Annotated in this window: 15 protein-coding genes and 1 pseudogene; 6 read left to right on the plus strand and 10 right to left on the minus strand. The window is 58.9% G+C overall.

Annotation, left to right across the window (positions count from 1 at the left end; translation table 11 throughout):
- Positions 1–176 precede the first annotated feature (176 nt).
- Positions 177–1,466, plus strand: a complete 1,290-nt coding sequence (locus MU553_RS20645) for an RNA-guided endonuclease InsQ/TnpB family protein (RefSeq protein ID WP_247381228.1) — start codon at positions 177–179, stop codon at positions 1,464–1,466.
- Between the two features lie 126 nt (positions 1,467–1,592).
- The gene (locus MU553_RS20650; protein WP_247381229.1) at positions 1,593–1,970 is read left to right on the plus strand and encodes a GNAT family N-acetyltransferase; all 378 of its coding nucleotides are present in this window, start codon (positions 1,593–1,595) and stop codon (positions 1,968–1,970) included.
- A gap of 180 nt (positions 1,971–2,150) precedes the next feature.
- Here MU553_RS20650 and MU553_RS20655 read toward each other — a convergent pair whose 3' ends face one another.
- Positions 2,151–3,059, minus strand: a complete 909-nt coding sequence (locus MU553_RS20655; protein ID WP_247381231.1) for a halocyanin domain-containing protein — start codon at positions 3,057–3,059, stop codon at positions 2,151–2,153.
- A 259-nt stretch (positions 3,060–3,318) separates the two neighbouring features.
- Between MU553_RS20655 and MU553_RS20660 the strand changes: the two genes are divergently transcribed.
- Positions 3,319–3,678, plus strand: coding sequence for a winged helix-turn-helix domain-containing protein (locus MU553_RS20660; protein ID WP_247381232.1), 360 nt, complete (start codon positions 3,319–3,321; stop codon positions 3,676–3,678).
- Positions 3,675–3,974: a DUF7521 family protein gene (locus tag MU553_RS20665; RefSeq protein WP_247381234.1), complete on the plus strand. Its 300-nt coding sequence runs from the start codon at positions 3,675–3,677 to the stop codon at positions 3,972–3,974. Before MU553_RS20660 ends, MU553_RS20665 begins: the two co-directional genes overlap by 4 nt.
- 243 nt (positions 3,975–4,217) lie before the next feature.
- On the opposite strand, the gene MU553_RS20670 is transcribed toward MU553_RS20665, so the two are convergent.
- The 3 genes from MU553_RS20670 to MU553_RS20685 form a co-directional block, all read right to left on the minus strand.
- The gene (locus MU553_RS20670) at positions 4,218–4,535 is read right to left on the minus strand and encodes an RPA12/RPB9/RPC11 RNA polymerase family protein (RefSeq protein ID WP_247381361.1); all 318 of its coding nucleotides are present in this window, start codon (positions 4,533–4,535) and stop codon (positions 4,218–4,220) included.
- Between the two features lie 429 nt (positions 4,536–4,964).
- On the minus strand, positions 4,965–6,254 hold the full coding sequence (locus tag MU553_RS20680; RefSeq protein WP_247381235.1) for an MFS transporter: 1,290 nt from the start codon (positions 6,252–6,254) through the stop codon (positions 4,965–4,967).
- A gap of 3 nt (positions 6,255–6,257) precedes the next feature.
- Positions 6,258–7,370, minus strand: a complete 1,113-nt coding sequence (locus MU553_RS20685; RefSeq protein ID WP_247381236.1) for an MBL fold metallo-hydrolase — start codon at positions 7,368–7,370, stop codon at positions 6,258–6,260.
- 89 nt (positions 7,371–7,459) lie between these two features.
- Between MU553_RS20685 and MU553_RS20690 the strand changes: the two genes are divergently transcribed.
- A complete protein-coding gene (locus MU553_RS20690; protein WP_247381237.1) occupies positions 7,460–8,194 on the plus strand; it encodes a helix-turn-helix domain-containing protein in 735 nt (244 codons plus the stop codon).
- A 33-nt stretch (positions 8,195–8,227) separates the two neighbouring features.
- Here the strand turns inward: MU553_RS20690 and MU553_RS20695 are convergent, their stop codons facing one another.
- From MU553_RS20695 to MU553_RS20715, 5 genes and pseudogenes are all read right to left on the minus strand, one after another.
- Positions 8,228–8,551, minus strand: coding sequence for a DsrE family protein (locus MU553_RS20695; protein ID WP_247381238.1), 324 nt, complete (start codon positions 8,549–8,551; stop codon positions 8,228–8,230).
- Positions 8,552–8,623: 72 nt separating this feature from the next.
- Positions 8,624–9,343: pseudogene (locus MU553_RS23895) on the minus strand (DUF7260 family protein); the annotation flags it as partial.
- 194 nt (positions 9,344–9,537) lie between these two features.
- The gene (gene phnE / locus MU553_RS20705; protein ID WP_379815048.1) at positions 9,538–10,533 is read right to left on the minus strand and encodes a phosphonate ABC transporter, permease protein PhnE; all 996 of its coding nucleotides are present in this window, start codon (positions 10,531–10,533) and stop codon (positions 9,538–9,540) included.
- Positions 10,530–11,330 carry a phosphonate ABC transporter ATP-binding protein gene (phnC, locus tag MU553_RS20710; RefSeq protein WP_247381241.1) on the minus strand — a complete coding sequence of 267 codons (801 nt, stop codon included), beginning with the start codon at positions 11,328–11,330 and terminating at the stop codon, positions 10,530–10,532. Before phnC ends, phnE begins: the two co-directional genes overlap by 4 nt.
- 9 nt (positions 11,331–11,339) lie before the next feature.
- Positions 11,340–12,341: a PhnD/SsuA/transferrin family substrate-binding protein gene (locus MU553_RS20715; protein ID WP_247381242.1), complete on the minus strand. Its 1,002-nt coding sequence runs from the start codon at positions 12,339–12,341 to the stop codon at positions 11,340–11,342.
- 910 nt (positions 12,342–13,251) lie between these two features.
- On the opposite strand from MU553_RS20715, the gene MU553_RS20720 reads away from it, so the two are divergent.
- Positions 13,252–15,165 (plus strand): beta-CASP ribonuclease aCPSF1, encoded by a 1,914-nt coding sequence (locus MU553_RS20720; RefSeq protein ID WP_247381243.1) that lies wholly within the window; start codon positions 13,252–13,254, stop codon positions 15,163–15,165.
- Between the two features lie 63 nt (positions 15,166–15,228).
- Here MU553_RS20720 and MU553_RS20725 read toward each other — a convergent pair whose 3' ends face one another.
- Positions 15,229–17,529 carry a DUF2298 domain-containing protein gene (locus MU553_RS20725; protein WP_247381364.1) on the minus strand — a complete coding sequence of 767 codons (2,301 nt, stop codon included), beginning with the start codon at positions 17,527–17,529 and terminating at the stop codon, positions 15,229–15,231.
- Positions 17,530–18,193: the final 664 nt, after the last annotated feature.

An 18,193-nucleotide genomic window follows, 5' to 3' on the forward strand; every position in this document is an offset into this window, starting at 1 on the left:
TGCGATCATCCCCCAATACAAGAACAGTTCGTGCAGATACGACCGTTTACCTGAATTGAGGCGCTAAGGCCCCTTCCTCAACGAGCGAACTGGCCGTGAGCGAGTAGGGAGGGGATACAGCGCCGCACCTCGTGCAAACATTTAGGATTCTGTCGACCCGTAACCACTGTACTGCGATGGAATACACGCACCGCTACTGCGCCCACCCGAACAACGAGGTAGCGGTGGAACTCCGCCGACACATTGACATCCATCGCCAGGCCTACAACTACACCCGCTACGAATACGAGACGCTGCCCAGTGACACGGACACGATCGGTAGCGCGTACAGACATCATAAGCGGCTAACCGACTGGAAATCAGAATTTCCGGTGTTCGGCGAGGTTCACTCGAAGGCACTGCAACGCACAGTCGCACGGTTCTACGACAACCTCTCGAACCTGAAAGACAAGAAGGACGCCGGATACAACGTTGGACGGTTGAAGTGGAAGTCGCCGCGGGACTTTCAGAGCATGACGTATTCGCAGTCCGGCTTCGAGCTCAAAAACACGAGCGGCCAGACCGCGACGCTGTGGCTCTCGAAAATCGGCGACATCCCGATCCGCTACCACCGCGACATCCCCGACGAAGCCGTGATCAAGGAGGTCACGGTCAAACACGAGTCCACCGGCGACTGGTTCGTCTCCTTCGCCCTCGAGATCGACGACGACCACCTGCCGGAGAAACCAGCGATCGACGAACTCGAAGCCGACGATTGTGTGGGTGTTGACCTCGGTATCCTGAACTACATTCATACGAGCGACGGTCTCTCCGTCAGGAAACTGGACGTGGAAGCCGAGTACGAACATCTTCGGAAGGCGCAGCGCATATTGTCACGGCGTGTACACGGCAGCGAGAACTGGGAGAAACAGCGCCGCCACGTCGCGTCCATCAAACGTCGCATTCGGCGGAAGGTCCTTGATTTCCAGCACAAATTGACGACGTGGCTCATTATCGAGTACGACGCCGTGTTCGTCGAGAATTTAGACGTGAAACCGATGCTGGAAGGAAGTCAGAATGCTCGGAACAAGCAGGACGCCGCGTGGCGGCAATTCATCACGCTCTTGGAGTATAAAGCCGACCTGCACGGGTGTCACGTCCGACAGGTCGAACCAGCGAACACGACGAAACAGTGTCACGAGTGTGGTGTGAAAACCAAGAAACCGCTCTGGGTCAGAGAACACAGCTGTCCGAGTTGCGGGTTCGAACTTGATCGTGACTGGAACGCCGCACTGAATGTGGTAGAACGCGGATTACGGAAGCTAGGGCTGGGACAGTCCGAAGTACAACGCCTGCTGGAGACTGGAGCCGCTGTGGGTGACGACCATTCTCGGTCGGTGTCTGCACGCACCGTCGTTGAATCAGGAAGCCCGCCCGAGAGGAACGGAAGCCCCGGACTCAACGAAGCCGCTGTCGCGGCTGAGTAGGCCGGGGTAGTTCACTGCTGGTGATGCTGAGACAGTCTTCGAGGTCCATCGACGTGCATTTGACGGGCGGACGAATCGCACATCGTACAGCGACTACACGACGCTGACAAGGCCGTCGTCTCGCTCGTGGCAGTCGAAGACGACCGAATCGGAGGCCACGTCCTGTTTTCTCCAGCGCGCGCAGAAAATCTGGGAGCGGATGTCGATCCGGTCGGGGTAGCCCCGATCGGCGTCCGACCGGCGACGCAAAACGAGGGAGTCGGCTCGTCGCTGATCCAGCGAGGGCTAGAAGAGTGTCGGAAGGTCGGCGTTGACGCGGTGGTCGTTCTGGGGGACCCAGGATACTATTCCCGTTTCGGCTTCGAACGGGCGAGCGAGTACGGACTTGGGACCGAGTATGACGCCGACGAGGGATTCATGGTCAAACCGTTATATGAAGGCGCGTTGGACACCGGAGACGGGATCGTCACATACCAACCAGCAGTTCGACAGGCAGAGCAGTAGCTCACAGTCCAGACTGCTGACTCGAGATCCGGAGTGAAGTGCCGTCCTCACCCACCGAGATGGGCCGAGTTCACCTCCTGCGAAGGCCAAGCAACTAGGAGGGCCGTCCTCTTGTTGTCGGCGATCGAGGCAAGAGAGAAGAATCGAGCGGCGAGACGACCACCGTCGACGCGTGAACACCTACTCGACGATGATTGCCCCTTTCTCACCCAGCCCACGATGCGGCTGACAGGCATACCGATAAGTCCCGGACTCCTCGAAGGTGTGCTGGAAGTGAACGCCGGCGTCGTCACGAACTTTCCCCGAGTGGATATCCGCGTTCTGGAACACGACGTTGTGTGGAGCAACGCCACTCCAGTTCCACTCGACTCTCGTCCCCGACGAGATCTTCAGGACTGGTGGCTCGAACCCGAAGTAGCCGTTATTCAGCTCCGTGCCGGTCTCGATCGTCACGGTTCCTGCATCGGTTCGATCAGCGATCTCACCCTCGAAGTTGTCGGCATCCCGGAGCCACATATCGACGGTTTCGTTGCCGGTCGACGGTGGTTCCCTGACGATCACCGCGCCTTTCATCCCCTCATCACGGTGTGGTTCGGAGACGAAAGGGTACTCGCCAGTGTCCTCGAACACGTAGTGGTACTCCGTGCCGGCTTGCGCGTTCGTCCGGCCGCTGTCGAACGTGCCGTCGAGCGCTACGACGTTTTGCTGGCCGCCATGCCCGGTCCAGTCCCAGCGGACCTTGGTCATAGGTGGCACTTCGATGACTGCCGGTGCAAACGCCAGTGCATCGTCGACCGGTTCACCCACCCGAATGGTCGGGCGGTCCCCGGCGCCGAATCGAGCGGGTCTGCCGGTGTAGCCATTAGCGTCAGCGAGCCACTCGTCGAGGTCGTCCGGCGGCGTGAGTGACTCGGCCGTTGCGGTGGGGTCAGCAGTCGGTGATGTACGATCACCACTCGCAGGCGTTTCATCATCGGTGGCGGGGCCGTCGGAACTGGACTGTCCAGCCGAGAGACAGCCAGCACTCGCCGCAATCCCGATGACGGCGGTACTCTTGAGGAACCGTCTGCGTTTGGGGGACCGTTCCATTGCGGCTTGGTGTACGCCCTGCCCGACCGAAAAGCCGGATCCCGATTTCCAGATTCTGGAAAGAATCGCCCCCGATTTATATTGAGAGTGCGACATCACCGGACGCACAGAACGTAGCCCAGCCCCTGCCGCTGTGACTGTCCCTCCACGACCGTCCACACAGCGGGAACCCATCGATGCACCGTCCACATTCACGCTGTCCGCGAGGACGGCTGTCACCGATGCCCTGTCGGGTGCATCCAGACAGGAGGTCCCCCACGTGACAAACGACGATATCGACGAACAGGCTGTCTTCGAGGCGCTCGCTGACCCGGAGTGCCGCACCATCTTGGAGAGACTCACCGAACCGATGACGGCACAGGAGATCATCGCCGCGTGTGAACTTCCCCAGACGAGTTGCTACCGAAAACTGGACCACCTCGTCGCGGCCGACCTGGTCGAGGAACGGACGAACGTTCGAACGGATGGACATCACACGACGGCCTACGTCCGGAATTGTTCGGGCGTGTTCGTGGCGCTCGAAGGGAGCGACTCGTTCGAACCGAATCTGCTCCGCGAACCGGAGTCGGCGGAGGAGCGACTGGGCAGGTTCTGGACCCTTCTGAGTGAGCAATTATGAGCGACCACATCCCACTCGTCGTCATCGCTCTGAAGACGGTGACGCTCGTCGTCGGCGGTCTCATCACGTACCTCGCCGTGAAAGCCTCGCAGCGAACCGAGATCGACGGCCTGTCGGTCCTTGCGGTCGGGTTTGGCATCATCACCTTCGGGTCGTTACTCGCGGGGGTGGTCGATCAACTCCTGCGGGTCGACAGCGCGACCGCGCTCGTCGTCGAAAACACGTTGACAGCCATTGGCTTCTGTCTCGTCGCCTACTCCCTCTACGTCACCAAACGTCAATCATTGCCGGAGTGACAGCCACCACACTTTGCACGGAGCGCGATTGAGCCACCGTCTGCCACTGGAGCATGGGCACCTGCTGTAGTTCCTGGTAGAGGTATTAGCGAACGTACCCATCCATTCTAACGGAGGTGTTTCCAGCCATGGTGAAATCGCCATGACCGATAGAGGCCGCATGCAGCACGGCAGCTGCTGTTCGTTCGTGCTGGAGACGTTGAACCAGCCGCTCAGTAGCCGCGGAATTCGTGAGATGCGCCGTCAGGACTCGCGCCACTTGTGGCCGCACTCGACGCAGGTGAACAGCCGCACCTCGTAGGAGCCGCCCGGCTTCGGCAGCATCTCGTAGTCGGCCCGGTCGCTGTCGCAGTCGTCCGCCGGACAGGGCTCCTGCATCGTCTCGGTGGCGCCCTGGGTCGCGTCGGCCACGGCGGGTGCGCCGTCGTCCCGCTGTCCATCCTGGATCGCCATCGCCGCTTCCGCTTGCGAGTCGCGCGGCTCCTCGTTCTCACAGGAGCGACACACCCACGTGTCGCCCTCCGTGTGCATCATCGAACCACACTCGTCACAGAATTGCATGTTACGTAGCAATGCACGGGTGGCGGATATATGTGTTAACTCACGATCCGGCGTGGATTGCAGGCCACTGCGCATGCTGACTGTACTGTCCGTATGTCGCTCGGGCAGTGGCTCGCCCTCGATTTGGGAGATGTCGAATACCGACGTCGGCTTGAACCCGACGAGCCCTTCGGACCACTCCACGGGATCAGTGTCGGCGTAATCACAATTAGCTGATTCGGGCGAGAAGCCTCCGGCCGCAAGGAGCGAACGCAGTTGTGGTGAGCGAGTAGGGCAGAGATGAATCGCCCGCCGAAGCTGGACACATACCATTAAGAGTCGAGAGCCACATAACGTCTATCCAGCAGACGGTTGTCTCAGATATTGTTCAAATTGGGGACGGGAATACGTGGATACAGCAGGTTCCCATGAAAATAGGGGACTGCAGAGCTAGTCTTGCGGAACCGTCCGGGCTGTCTGTTCCGGAGCAGGTGCGGGTGGCTCGTGGGTGCCGAAGTCAGGATGGGTTTCTTCCATCCAGACGTACACGATAGCCCCGGAAACGAACATGAGGATGGCGGTCATGTAGAACGCGGCTTCGGCGTTCACAAACTGCATTGCGAGGCCGATCAGGATTGCGCCGACGCCGTAGCCGGAGTCACGCCACATCCGGTAGACACCCATGCCCGCAGATCGCCAGGTCGGGTGGGCGGCGTCGCCGGGCACGGTCATCAGGTTGGGATAGAGGAGCGCCATTCCAAGGCCGGAGACGGCGGCGAAGATTGCCCACGGAAGGTATCCCTCGACGAGAACCATCCCGAGGACACCGCCACCTGCCAGGAACATGCCGGCGATAACCGGCGGGCGACGCCCGATTCGGTCGGCGAGGCCGCCGGTCGCGATCTGGGAGAAATACATCGCACTGTGAACCCCGACGACGACACCGACGGCTTCGATGCCGAGGCCCTGGCTCGTCAGATACAGTGGGACGGCGATCCAGAACAGCGTGTCCACGAAGTTCTCGATGTGCCCAGCCTGGGCCGCCGCGAACAACGTCTTGTCCCCGTAGGTCGCTCGCTTCAGTACATCCATGAACGGCAGGTTCGCATCGTGGTGGTCGTCGTCACCCTCGGCCTCCGCGTACTGGACGGTCTCCTTGATCAGGAAGATCGAGATGAGGAACGCCAGCACGACCACCGCTGCGAGGAAGTAGAACGGCTCGGGTCGGAGACTCGTCCGTGCAGCGATGACGCCCGTGATCCAGGCACCGGCGGCGACGCCAGTGTAGCCGAACGCCTCGTCGATTCCAACTGCAAGCCCGCGCTGGTCTGGCCCTGCGAGGTCGATCTTCGCGTTGATCGCCATGCTCCAGGTCAGCGCCTGGTTGATGCCCAGCAGGACGTTCCCGGCCGTGATCCACCCCCAACTCGGCGCGAAGATGAGGATGAGGGGCAGCGGCAGTGCCGTCGCCCACCCGAGGATGAGCACCGGCTTGCGGCCGTACTCCTCGCCCCATTTCCCGGCGTAGAGGTTGAGGATGGACTTGACGAAGCCAAAGGAGACGACGAACGAGCCGATGACGAGGAACGACTTCACGCCGAGTACCTCCTCGCCGAGGACGGGCACGACTGCGCGTTCGGAGCCGATGGTCAGCCCCGTCGCGAACACGAGCAGGACGTGCAGCGAGAACTGGCCGAGGTGTTCACGGATTCCCTGTGTGAGATCTGTTGCCGTACTCATGGATTACTCCGCAGCACAGTTGTTCGGACCCAGTTCTAACTCGGCCAGTTCGTCGGTAGGGACCGATTCCTGGCCCACGTTCGTCCGTTTGACGCGCTCGAAGTTCGGCGGATGATCTGGAATATCCGACGCAAGCTCTTGGACGAATTCATCGCGGTCGCGTCTGAGATCCTCGTTCCGTTCTTTGACGTCACCGAGGGTCGCGGTCACCGGGGGTTCTGGTGAGCCAGGGTCGTGCGCCGGGAGGACGACGGCGTCGTCAGGGCGGTCGAGCAGTCGCTGGAGGCTCTCGTAGAGCGTCGCAGCGTTCTCCTCCACGTCGGAGTCTTCGATGCCGGCTTCGACGCCGAGTTCGACCCGGCCCACGCTCTCGTGGAAGAGCGTATCGCCGGTAATCAGTGCTGCACCGTCGACATCGAACGAGACACTTCCCTCGCTGTGTCCAGGGGTGTGAATCACCTCGACGTCGAGTTTGCCGACCGTGACGGTTTGCCCATCCTCAATCGGGGTGGCGTCGAGCGCCAGCGCATCCTTCGGATGGAGGTAGTACGGGACGTCGTGCTGTTCTGCGAGGTCCGCCGCACCGGAGACGTGGTCGGCGTGGGCGTGCGTGTCGAAGACGCCGACCAACGCTGCGTCGTAGTCGGCGAGAATCGCCTCGTACTCCTCAAGGTAGTGAGAGGGGTCGAAGATCGCTGCTTCCCCGTCCGAAACGAGAACGTGCGAGAGGCAGCCCTTCCCCGGACGTGCGACCTGAATGAGCGTGCCATCGAGATCGGCGGGCACTTCCGCATGTCGGTGGACACGGCTCCAGCCGTTCAATCCGTCCGCCAGCGTCGCCGCGTCGTAGTCCATCTCTTCGAGGAGTTCAGTCGCGGTCTCGGCAACGGCACCCGCACCACAGACTGTCACGATCTCTTGCTCTTCAGGAAGGTCTCCGAGAGCATCCTGTGCTGTGTCAGCATCGTCCTTCAACTCGTCGTAGAGATCCACGTTGATGCTGTCCGGGACGTGCCAGTCGTCGTACTCCCCTTCGTGGCGAATATCGACCACGAGCAAGTCGCCTCCGTCGTCCTGCAATCGGTCACTGAGCGTCTCAGGACTAATCTCCGACATGTGTGGTCACTCGTAAGAACAGTACGAGAATATAGGTGCTGCCGGACATGGCCGGTACCGTTAATCCGCTCTAATCCATCTACACGCGTATGAGTCTCTACGAGGCCTCGTTCCGGGTCAAACACGAATGTCCGTATCGAGAGATTTCGGAGCACTATCCGGATCTCACGATTCGCGAGTGGTATCTGAGCGACTGCCAGGTGATCGAACTCACAGCACCAGGAGCGCCGACCGATCAACTCCTCGACGAAATCGATCAACTCGGAACGATTCTTCACGAGTCAGTCGACGAATCCGGGCTCCACGTCGTCACCCAGTCCTGTCTCTGTTCGCTGGAGGACTCCATCATCGAGCGCTTCGAGGAGTACAACTGTCTGTACCAGCCGCCGACGATTCACCGCCAGGGATGGGAGCACTACTCGGTGATCGCCTTCGACGAGAGCGACGTCCGAGCACTTCTGCAGGATCTGGAGGCTGACCGTGACATCGAGGTCCTCTCGAAAACCGAAATCACTGAACAACAGATTCCACACAGTATGCTCGCCCCGGTCGATCAGCTGTTCGAGGACGTGACCGAGCGGCAACTGGCAGCACTCCGATTGGCCCTAGAAAGCGGCTACTACGAACAGCCCCGGAAGACGTCACTCCGGGATCTGGCCGACAAAACTGCCGTCGCGCGGTCGACGTACGAAGAACACCTCCGGAAAGCGGAGAACAAACTCCTCACGAACGCGGGGCAGTTCTTGCGACTGGTCACCGCGACAACGACGGGAGATCCGTTGCAGGTCGAAAAGACACGACAGACCGAACAGGCTGCCGATTAAGCTGCGAGGGCCTCGCCAGGATTTGCTGTCTGGCTATCCGATAGTGAGCACCTTCTCGTCGTCCTCCACGATGCGGAGGTAGTCGTCCATCGAAGCCCGGGGTCTGAGGTCGTCTGCGTCGAGATCGCGGGAATCGAGACACGTCCCGCAAGCAAAGAGTTTGCCGCCGTTTTGGGCGTATTTGAGCATCACGCCGTGTGGATTGAACTTCTCGTGGTCGAGGTCTGGTGCCTCGACGCCATCCCCGAGGAGGAAGACTTCGACCGAATGGTCCGCATCGAGTGCCGTATTTGCCAAACGGAAGGCATTCCAGACGCGCTCAGGGTCGTTCGTCTCAAGGATGATTCCGAGTTCCATAGGAGGGTGTATTTTGCAAACAGGTCCTATCCTGCCCGTAGAAGTGGAAAACCCCATGAGAGGTCAGGCTCTCTAGACCAGATGCCTGCGAACCACTCGCTGACGCTCTTTGCATGTGTCATCAAGACGGGTGACAGTTGACAATAACGGATAACTACTCGAGAATTCCTGATAGATGTATAAAACGAGACTCCAGTGTTGGATTTTAGTTTTAATTTTCTTAGTTGTAGTCTCTTCTAGGGATACTTGACGCTGGCAGGCCAATTTCTCACACCGGTCGCGATGGTCAGCCAGTGTTTCGTGGCGGTGTTGGAGCGCCTCAAAGCCGAGGTCGGTCAGCGGTGTTTCATTCGCGTCGGCTAGCCAGGCAGTGATGTCGTCAACGATGCTCCTGGCACTCTTCAGTTGTATCATTTCTTTATCGAATACCAGACAGAGGACTTCTAATTCCGCTTGTCGAGTGTTCGCCTCCGCGACGATCATTCGATTGAGGTCCGGCGAAAATGACGTTTCTGTCGCTGACGCTATCGCGACCGCTATCGAATCTGTGAGTCCGGTCTGAATCGTCGCAAGCAACGATTCTGTCCCATCGATATCAGCAACGCTGTGCGGTCGGATCGTCTCGTCGAAAATCCTGCGAACCGTACGACACTGCTCCTCAAACGCTGATTCGTTCGAAAAGTGAGGACTCGCCGTGGCTGTGACCCCAGGTGATGTGGAGGGCAGTGACTCAGTCGGCAGGTCCGATACCCGGGTGACGAACGCCTCGAACGCCTCCAGTTTCGCATCGACTGCGTTCTGCTCACCATCTGGTCATGTTTGAGCCTGCTCGGTGTGACCTTTCACAACCATCTCATGTATCAAGGTCAATAACTACGGCTAACTTTGGTTCCAGGAAGTCTGGTTTTTCTCAAGTCACGTGCCTGTGTCCGAAGCACACCTCAGAACGGAAAATACAGGTAGATAGTAGCACGGATTAGGTATTTCTACTTGAGTAGTGAGTTTGACATCCGTTCCGGGAAGCCAACGATGAGTTGGTAGAGGCTCAACTGTTCTTCGTCGTCATCTCCACGAAGGTACGACCGTGTTCGTTGACTGATCATCTCGACCGAGAGGACCAACAGAACGATGAACATGATCGTCGCCATCATATTGGTGAACTTGAACGTCTGCTGCTCGATCGACAACGTCACGCCCAGACCCCCAGCACCGATGATTCCGAGGCCGACCGCGGACCGGACGTTATTTTCCAGGATGAACATCGCCCAGGCGATGAACGGTCGAACGATCTGGGTGATCATCCCGAACGTGATTACCTGTGGCTTGTTGGCCCCGGTGCTCCTGACCCCTTCGATGGGTCCGTCATCTATCTCTTCGAGTTCGTCAGTGAGCAGTCGACCCAGTTCTCCGATGGTATCCGTCCCGATGGCGAGAGTCGCGGTTACCGGGGAGATTCCGCCCAGCGGGACGTATATAAGGGCCCAGACGAGCGACGGAATGGAGCGAATGATGCTCATTATCCCCCGGAATATGAAGTTGATTGGGAACGGCGTCACCCGCTCGTTGCCGAGGATGCCCAACAAGAGTGCCAGCGGCGCCCCCATGATGGTGCCTGCGAGGGCGATGGCTAGCGTGATTCCGGCTTCCCCGACCAGCTTTTCTTCGACCCAGAATTGGTAGTACTGGCCGACGTCGACGAATGGAACGAGATCGAAATACGCCGTCAGCGGGAAGTACTGTGTGAGCGCCGTGACGAACTCCGGCCAGTACTGGAGCCACTCTTCCGTCCAGAACCCGGCCATGTCCAGCGACCAGACCAACAGCACCGCAATGAAGACGACCAAAACCGATTGTGAGAGACGCCGTATCAGCCGTTTTCGTTTCAGTGCGGCGTGCTGCTGTTTGACCGCAGATTCCCCTTGGCTATCCTCGAGGTATCGTGAACGGAACCGCTCGACCATGGAGTCGGAATCCGCACTCATTGTTCGGTCCCGATGCCCTTGTCTGCTGTCTGGATGGGTTCACTCATCTCGTCGGTTTCAGTTCCCTGACGAAGGTCGTCGGTCTCGATGTGACCATAGATCTCTTCCAGCATCTCACTCGTCAACTCCTCGCGCGGTCCGTCGAACACCACTTCTCCGCTCTTTATGCCGATAAACTGCTCACCGAACTCACGAGCGATATTTATCTGATGGAGGCTCGCCAGGGTCGTGAGGTTGCGGGTTTCGGCCGTCTCCCGGAGATACTCCATCACCGTCTCGGCACTCGAGGGGTCCAGACTCGCGACGGGTTCGTCAGCGAGCAGGAGAGCTGGTTCTTGCACCAGCGCGCGGGCGATCCCGACGCGCTGTTGCTGTCCACCGCTCATGCTGCCTACTTTCTGGCCAGCCTCACCGAGCAGCCCGACCGTCTCCAAGGCCTCCAGCGCGAGTTCCCGATCGTCGACGGGCTGACGGTTGATCAGACTCCGAAAGAACCCCGTTCGGTTGAGTGTCCCGGTCAAGGCGTTGCCGTAGGCACTCAGCTCTTCGACAAGGTTGTGCTGTTGGAACACCATCCCGATGTCCGACCGAGAGTTGGTGATCTCCTCGCCATCGAGGTACACGCTGCCTGCGGTCGGTTCGGTCAACCCATTGAGGATCCGCAACAGCGTCGACTTGCCGGCCCCGGACTCTCCGAGCACGACGGCGAAGTTCCCGTCAGGGATCTCGAAAGAGACCTCGGACAAAGCCGTCGTCTCACCGTATCGCTTGGTTAGATTCTCGACACGTAGGGTCATGGAGAGGAATTAATTGCCCAGATCGACGTCCAGCGTATTGATGACGTCAATGACCGGCTGGTAATCTTCGATGGTGGCCGGTTCGACTGCCGTAAGCGGGTTTTCGACGTCCCCGTCGGGCTTTCGAAGCGTCCCGTCGTCGATCGAGACGATCGCCTCCTCGATGTCGGACCGCAGCGGGTGTTCCCAGTTGCTGCGCGCGATGATCGGGGAGAAGGGGAGCGAGGTCGACGCTTCCACCAGTTCCAGTTCGGGCGACTCCGTTCCGACGTCGTCGTTCCACCGACCGGACCGTTCGCGGACCCGTTCCGGCCACTGGTCTTCCGGGATGTGGTTCAGGAGGACTGCGATGTCACAGCCACAGGCGACGACGTCGTCTCGGTTGATGAGCGTTTTGACGGCGTTTCTGTGACTACCCGTGTAGATGGCGTTGTAGTCGACAGAATCACCGTACGGGGCCTCACCGGGGTCGAGACCGGCCTTCTGGAGCATGTAATTAGGATACAACGACCCGCTGCTCGATGGCCGGTCGGCGAACGCGATGCTCTTGCCCTCGATGTCTGTGGTCTCCTCGATGTCGGAGTCCGGAAGGGTGGCGAGCGCCGAGAAGTACACCGCTGCACCACCTTCCTCCACGATACCGACGACGTCGAACTCGTCCGGGTTGGCGAGCAGAGCCACGTCGCTACGCGTCATCTCTCCCTGATTATTGAGTAAGGCCTGCATGATCGCCGAGGTGCTGTCCGAGAATTCGACGTTGAAATCGGCTTCGTTGACCTCGGACCGAACGTGCTCTCTGAACGGTTCCCACATCTCCTCCGTGTCTCCCGGGGTTTCAGCCGGCGTCTCGATGAACGTGACCGGTTCGTAATTGTTGCCCGGCGAGTCCCCATTCGAACCGGAGTCGCCACCAGAACTATCACTAGAATCATTCGAGCTACAGCCCGCGAAGCCGGCGGTCAGTGCAATGCCAGTGCTCTGAAGCACGCGTCGGCGTGTCTGATCTTTCATCGACGAGATGAGGTAGTTAGTTTCTCCATTTGAAAGCTGATAATATCCGCCTATATCAATAGATGGTGTTGGGTTTGTATCAGCAACAGCCTTAGTGGTATATAATTGTAAATCTATATTACCAAGATGTTTTTCAATATATAATATTGGTAGATAGATTTCATAAGAGAGGCTAAAGTTCCTCAAACAGTCCGCTCACAGGATTGCTTGGATGAGAACGTGTTTTCGGGTGTCGAGTCCACCACCTCAAATGGCGTTGAATTGTGGATTTCGTTGGTCTGTCTTATACTTCTGGTCAAATGGAATTCCCGCCTGTCCTTCACGATATTTTGATTGTCACCGCCGAGTGACTTCGAGTATCTTGGTGCTTTCTCAGACGCTTGTTGCTGGATTCGCACTATGTATTCAGCACGGCTACAGAAACCGATCACTGTAGACGAACTTGTCACGACAGTCAATCTATTAATAGAAACTGGGGCTCAGAGGGGTAACCACTCCTCACTGGTGAGGCGAACACAGACCGCAAAATTGAACGTTTCATCGACTGCTGACATCACATAGAGGAGTTGACAGTACGATAACTCCTATCCGAACTGTTAAGTTGCCGGACCTAGGAGCTTCAGGTAAGCAGATCATTGCTGCTGTGGTGACGTCGTCGGCAGCGCCCATGGCCAGTGCCCAATGAGGCCGTATTGGCTGAGGGTAGGTCCGAGCGCCACTACGGGGAGATCGTGAGTAACTCCCGCACTCCCCGGGAACGATTCCGTTCCGCTGGCGCGGACTTCCACTGCTCTTTCCCGGTCGCCGGCTCTCACGAGTCGGCGACTCTTTCGCCGAAAGAGTACGCAGGGGATACAGAGCGTCTGTTTACCGTTCTTTCGACTGATGCACCACGATACCCTTTCACGATATGACGACGAACATAACCGACTTGACGAGCATTCGAGACGAGATTGTCGACGAAATTCCGGACGCACTTTCGGTCTCTCGTGTAACGTTCGAAGGCCCACGGCTTATTATCTACACCGAGACGCCCCGAAAGTTCGCTGAGCGTGGCGATATCATCGGTCACCTCGCGAGTACGTTCCGAAAGCGGATCACGATTCGACCGACAGCAGAGAGTCGGCTCTCACCGGACGACGCGCGATCGCGCATTCTGGACATCGTTCCCGATGATGCCGGGATTACGAACATCGAGTTCTATCCCGACACTGGCGAAGTACTGCTGGAAGCCGAAAAACCGGGGATGGCGATCGGACGCCGGGCGAGCACGCTCCAGGAAATCACAGAAGACGTCGGCTGGACGCCGGAAGTCCTCCGAACGCCGCCGATCGAATCCTCGACAGTGGCGAACGTCCGCTCGTTCCTGACGCAGGAACGGGCAGAACGCCAGGAACTACTCGAAGACATCGGCAAGCGAATTTACCGAACACCCTCACAAGACACCGAGTGGGTTCGCGTCACGACGCTGGGTTGTTGTCGTGAGGTCGGCCGGGCGAGTTTCATTCTCAGCACGCCGGAGACACGGGTGCTCATCGACTGCGGCGACAAGCCCGGTGCCGAAGGAGAGGTTCCCTATCTGCAGGTGCCCGAGGCAAACCCGATCGCCGACCTCGACGCCGTCGTCCTCACGCACGCCCATCTCGACCACAGCGCGTTGCTCCCGCTCCTGTTCAAGTACGGCTACGACGGCCCGATCTACACGACGGCTCCGACACGCGATCTCATGGGTCTGCTCCAACTCGACTATCTCGACGTCGCCGTCAAAGAAGGGCGAGTCGCGCCATACGAGAGCGAGATGGTGCGAGAAGCACTCAAACACACGATCACGCTCGATTACGGCGACGTCACCGACATCGCGCCGGATATCAAGCTGACACTCCACAATGCGGGCCATATCCTCGGGAGTGCCGTCGCGCACTTCCACATCGGGGACGGCCTCTACAACGTCGTGTTTTCAGGAGACATTCACTACCGAGATACGCGCCTGTTCAACGGCGCGTCGAACGACTTCCCGCGGGTCGAAACGCTGTTCATGGAATCGACGTACGGACAGGACGGCGATTACCAGACCGACCAAGAGGACAGCGAACGCCGGTTGTACGAACTGATATCGGAGACCCACGACAAAGGTGGGAAAGTCGTCGTTCCGTCGTTCGCCGTCGGCCGTTCCCAGGAGATGATGCTCGTCCTCGAGGAGGGGATGCGCGAGGGGACGATTCCGACGATGCCGATCTATCTCGACGGGATGATCCGCGAAGCGACGGCCATCCACACGGCGTATCCGGAATTCCTCCGGGATGGCCTCAAGCAACGGATCCTCCACGAGGACGACAACCCGTTCCTCGCCGACCAGTTCCAGCAGGTCGACGGCGGCGAAGAGATGCGCGAAGACATTGCCAGCGGCGAGCCGTGCATCATCCTCTCGACGTCGGGGATGGTGACCGGCGGGCCGATCATGTCGTGGCTGGAACTGCTCGCTCCGGACCCGAAGAACACGCTCGTGTTCGTCGGCTACCAAGCGGATGGAACCTTGGGCCGCCAGATCCAGTCTGGACAGCGGGAGATCACGCTCGATAAGGGACGCGGAGGGGCTGATCGGGTAGAGCTCCGGTTCGATGTCGAATCAGTGAGTGGCTTCTCCGGGCACTCGGACCGAAACGGACTCGAAAACTTCGTCCGCTCGATGAACCCACGGCCCGAAGAAATCCTGTGTGTCCACGGCGACGAGCGGGCGACGGATCAGCTCTCGTCTGCACTCTATCGGAAACTCAATCTCCGGACAGTCGCTCCACGCAATCTCGAGACCTTCCGACTGGTGTGAATTCTGGTTGCGAAGTCGCGCATTGCACTGGGGTTCTACACGTCAATTGAGTACCGTGTTGGGTCAGTTCGAAGTCGCCGAAGTATCCGCTGCTAGCCGGTCAGTGAGGCGTGTCTGGTTCACCCGATAGATAGTTACAGCGTCGTTTTCATACACTTCACGCACGGCCGTCCTGTTTGAGAACAGAGTGGCCCCATATCGCTCCCGTTCGAGCGGTCCATAAAAGATGTATTGCACCTCGTAATGCGCGAGAAGACGGGACTGTGTCTTTCGACTACCGTTAAACATGAGGCCGACGTCATCAACGCGGTTCCAGTACGTATCTGCACCTCGATATGCTGATTCATGAGCCCACCCGGCAACCGTCGGCACGCCGGTAAGACTCGATGGTGCATTGACCCATCGATACTCTCGCCAAATGTACGCGCCTGGGACACTGATGATGGTTGGTGTTCCTGACCGGTTATCGAGCCATTCGATGGCGGCCATCTGGTCCGGATACCGCTGTTCGGCGAAGGCCAACGCATCAAGCGTCGGTTCGTCCGGTGATCGGACAGCGTCATTTTCAGCGGTTGTCCACTGGTGGACCGCACCCATACCGTAGACACCCGTTGAGATGAGGAGGACTGCCACTACCAATCCGCGGACAACAGTATTCGACACCGGCGTGAGATCGATGGCTCGACGACTCGTGACGAACCGACCAACGACGACACCAGCGGCCACACTGAAGAGCACCCAGATCTGGGCGTACGTCTTGTAGAACGTGTTGAACCGGCCGGGCTTTGCGGGTTCCCGGAGATAGACGAGTTCCACCAAGACGATTAAACTGAAACCCGCAAAGGCGAGGAGCGTTTCAAACCCGAGATCGGTGTGTTCCCCTCGCTGTGTCCGTTCGAGACCGCGCCAAACGACGACTGCCAACGTTCCGAAGAGCACGACAGCAGCGTACGTCGGAAAGAGAACGCCGCCCGCCGCAATTACCATCCCGATCATCGTTGCTGTCGTGTAAGTACTCACGCCGGGTGACAGGCGAGAAAGAAGGGAGGGCACCAGGACGGCCAGGAACGGCCCGTGAATCAACAGCAGTGCACCCAACGAACTTCGAGCGGGGAAGACACCGAGTGCCATCCCGGACGTTTCGGACACGTGCCAGAACGGCAGCGACCACACTACGGCAAGCACGAGTACAACGCCGACCACGAGTGACGAGCCGAGGAGTCGCCCCCACGTTCGAGACACAGCGGGGAATCGAGAGTCGTTGAACGGAACAGAGATCCATTCCCGGCCAGGTCCAAGTGTCCCCAGCGATGAAGGCCTGAAGTACACCGTCAGCCACGTCAACCCAGCGATAACAGGCACCGACCAGGCGTTCGTCGCTGCGACGAATCCAGAGACAGCCGGAATGACACCGAACAGTAATACCTGTCTGTACCGTCGCTGCGAACTATCAGTGCAGAAGTATGCATAGAGACAGGCGACAGCGAGCAGCTCGAACGGCATCGCAAGCATGTGTGCATGGAGGTCGCCGTTCAGATACGCAAACAGCGGGAACTCGCTGATCAGAGTCGGGACGATTCGGCTGGCTGACCAGTAGTGGAACGAACCCGGTGAGAGCGCAAATTCCGACACCGTTCCATCACCGAGCAGAGACGCGATCGAATCAGGCAGTGCCCAGACGAGGAGTCGAGAAACGGTCAACAGGTTGCTCGCGAAGCCAGCGAAGAAGGCGCCCATCAGTGCGGCTGCAGTGCCGGCGTTCCACCGCTTCCCGATCGCCCCGGTGAGCCCGTACGACGCCGTTACCAGTGTGGCATAGAACGTCGCCAACGAGAGATTGTAGGCGTATCGAGCTGCTGTTCCCGTGAGTCGAGCGAGGAGTGAGGCAACGAAATGCCCAGCATAGTAGTAGCTGAATGGTTCGCCAGCGAACCAGATGTCTTCAGCCGGAAGGACGTCGGCTCGCAGATGTGCCTGCAGGAGTCCGAAATTCAGGAACTTCTCACCGCTGGCCGGATCGACGGCAGGGTCCAGTACCCGGAGTGCGAGCAAAAACAGGAAAGAAACGCCAAACACACCGAAGGCTGGCATTCCTCGACGGAACTGTTCGTACCACTCGCCGCATCGAACCACTACGAGCGAACTCAGGAGCAAGAGCGCAATGCCGACCCACAGTCCAGCGGTGATCGACAGATGTCCGAACCACAATCCGACGAGACCGAGTACGAACAATGCAACCGGAAGTCCGAACGCTACGGCGTATCGTCCGAGCAGCGGGAGGACCCCCAGCGCGATGATGCCACCGGCTAGCCCAAGTCCCAGACAGAGGACAAGCCAGGCGGCGACGACTGAAACGTCGATCACCGTGTTCAACTAGTGTGAATTCGTCGCTGACTAAAACCCGTCGGCACAGCTCAGTCCCACTCTCACAGAAGCGGTGACGGGTGCTTACGAATCGATCGTCTCACCACAGACGGGACACGTTGACTCGCCGCGGTTCGTCCCGAGGTCGGTTGCGTCTCCTGTCCACCCACAGACTGGACACTGAACGGGAGTCGTCGAAGGCATTCACGTATACAATTTCAGGTGGGCGACAAAGTACTGGTGCCGATCGTCACTCAGTTGACGGAACGTTCACTTCCCGTAGAATCTGCCGAAGAGTATTTACCGCCGAGGTCTGAAGGACCACTTGTTCCAGGGCGTCCAGTTCCGTCCTTTCTTCGCGTGCCCTGTTGTTCGCCATCTCGTGGAAGCGTCCTCTTTGGCAGCGCTCTGAAACGTGCGTGCCGGATGAAAGTGCGTCCCGCGGCGGGCACCAGGTCTCTCTGGCGGAAATGGGTCACACCCCTCGAAACGAGTGAATCCATGATACACGAAACAGACCTCCCGTGTTCGGACTGTGGTGCAGGGCTCTTCGAACGCTCCGTCGATGTCCGTGAGCTGCCCGTGACGCTTCCCTCACAGGACCAGACGATCACTGTCGCAGAGTGTCCCCGCTGTGGCGCACGATATTATCCCGAAGACACGC

The organism is Halorientalis brevis (genome assembly GCF_023077655.1).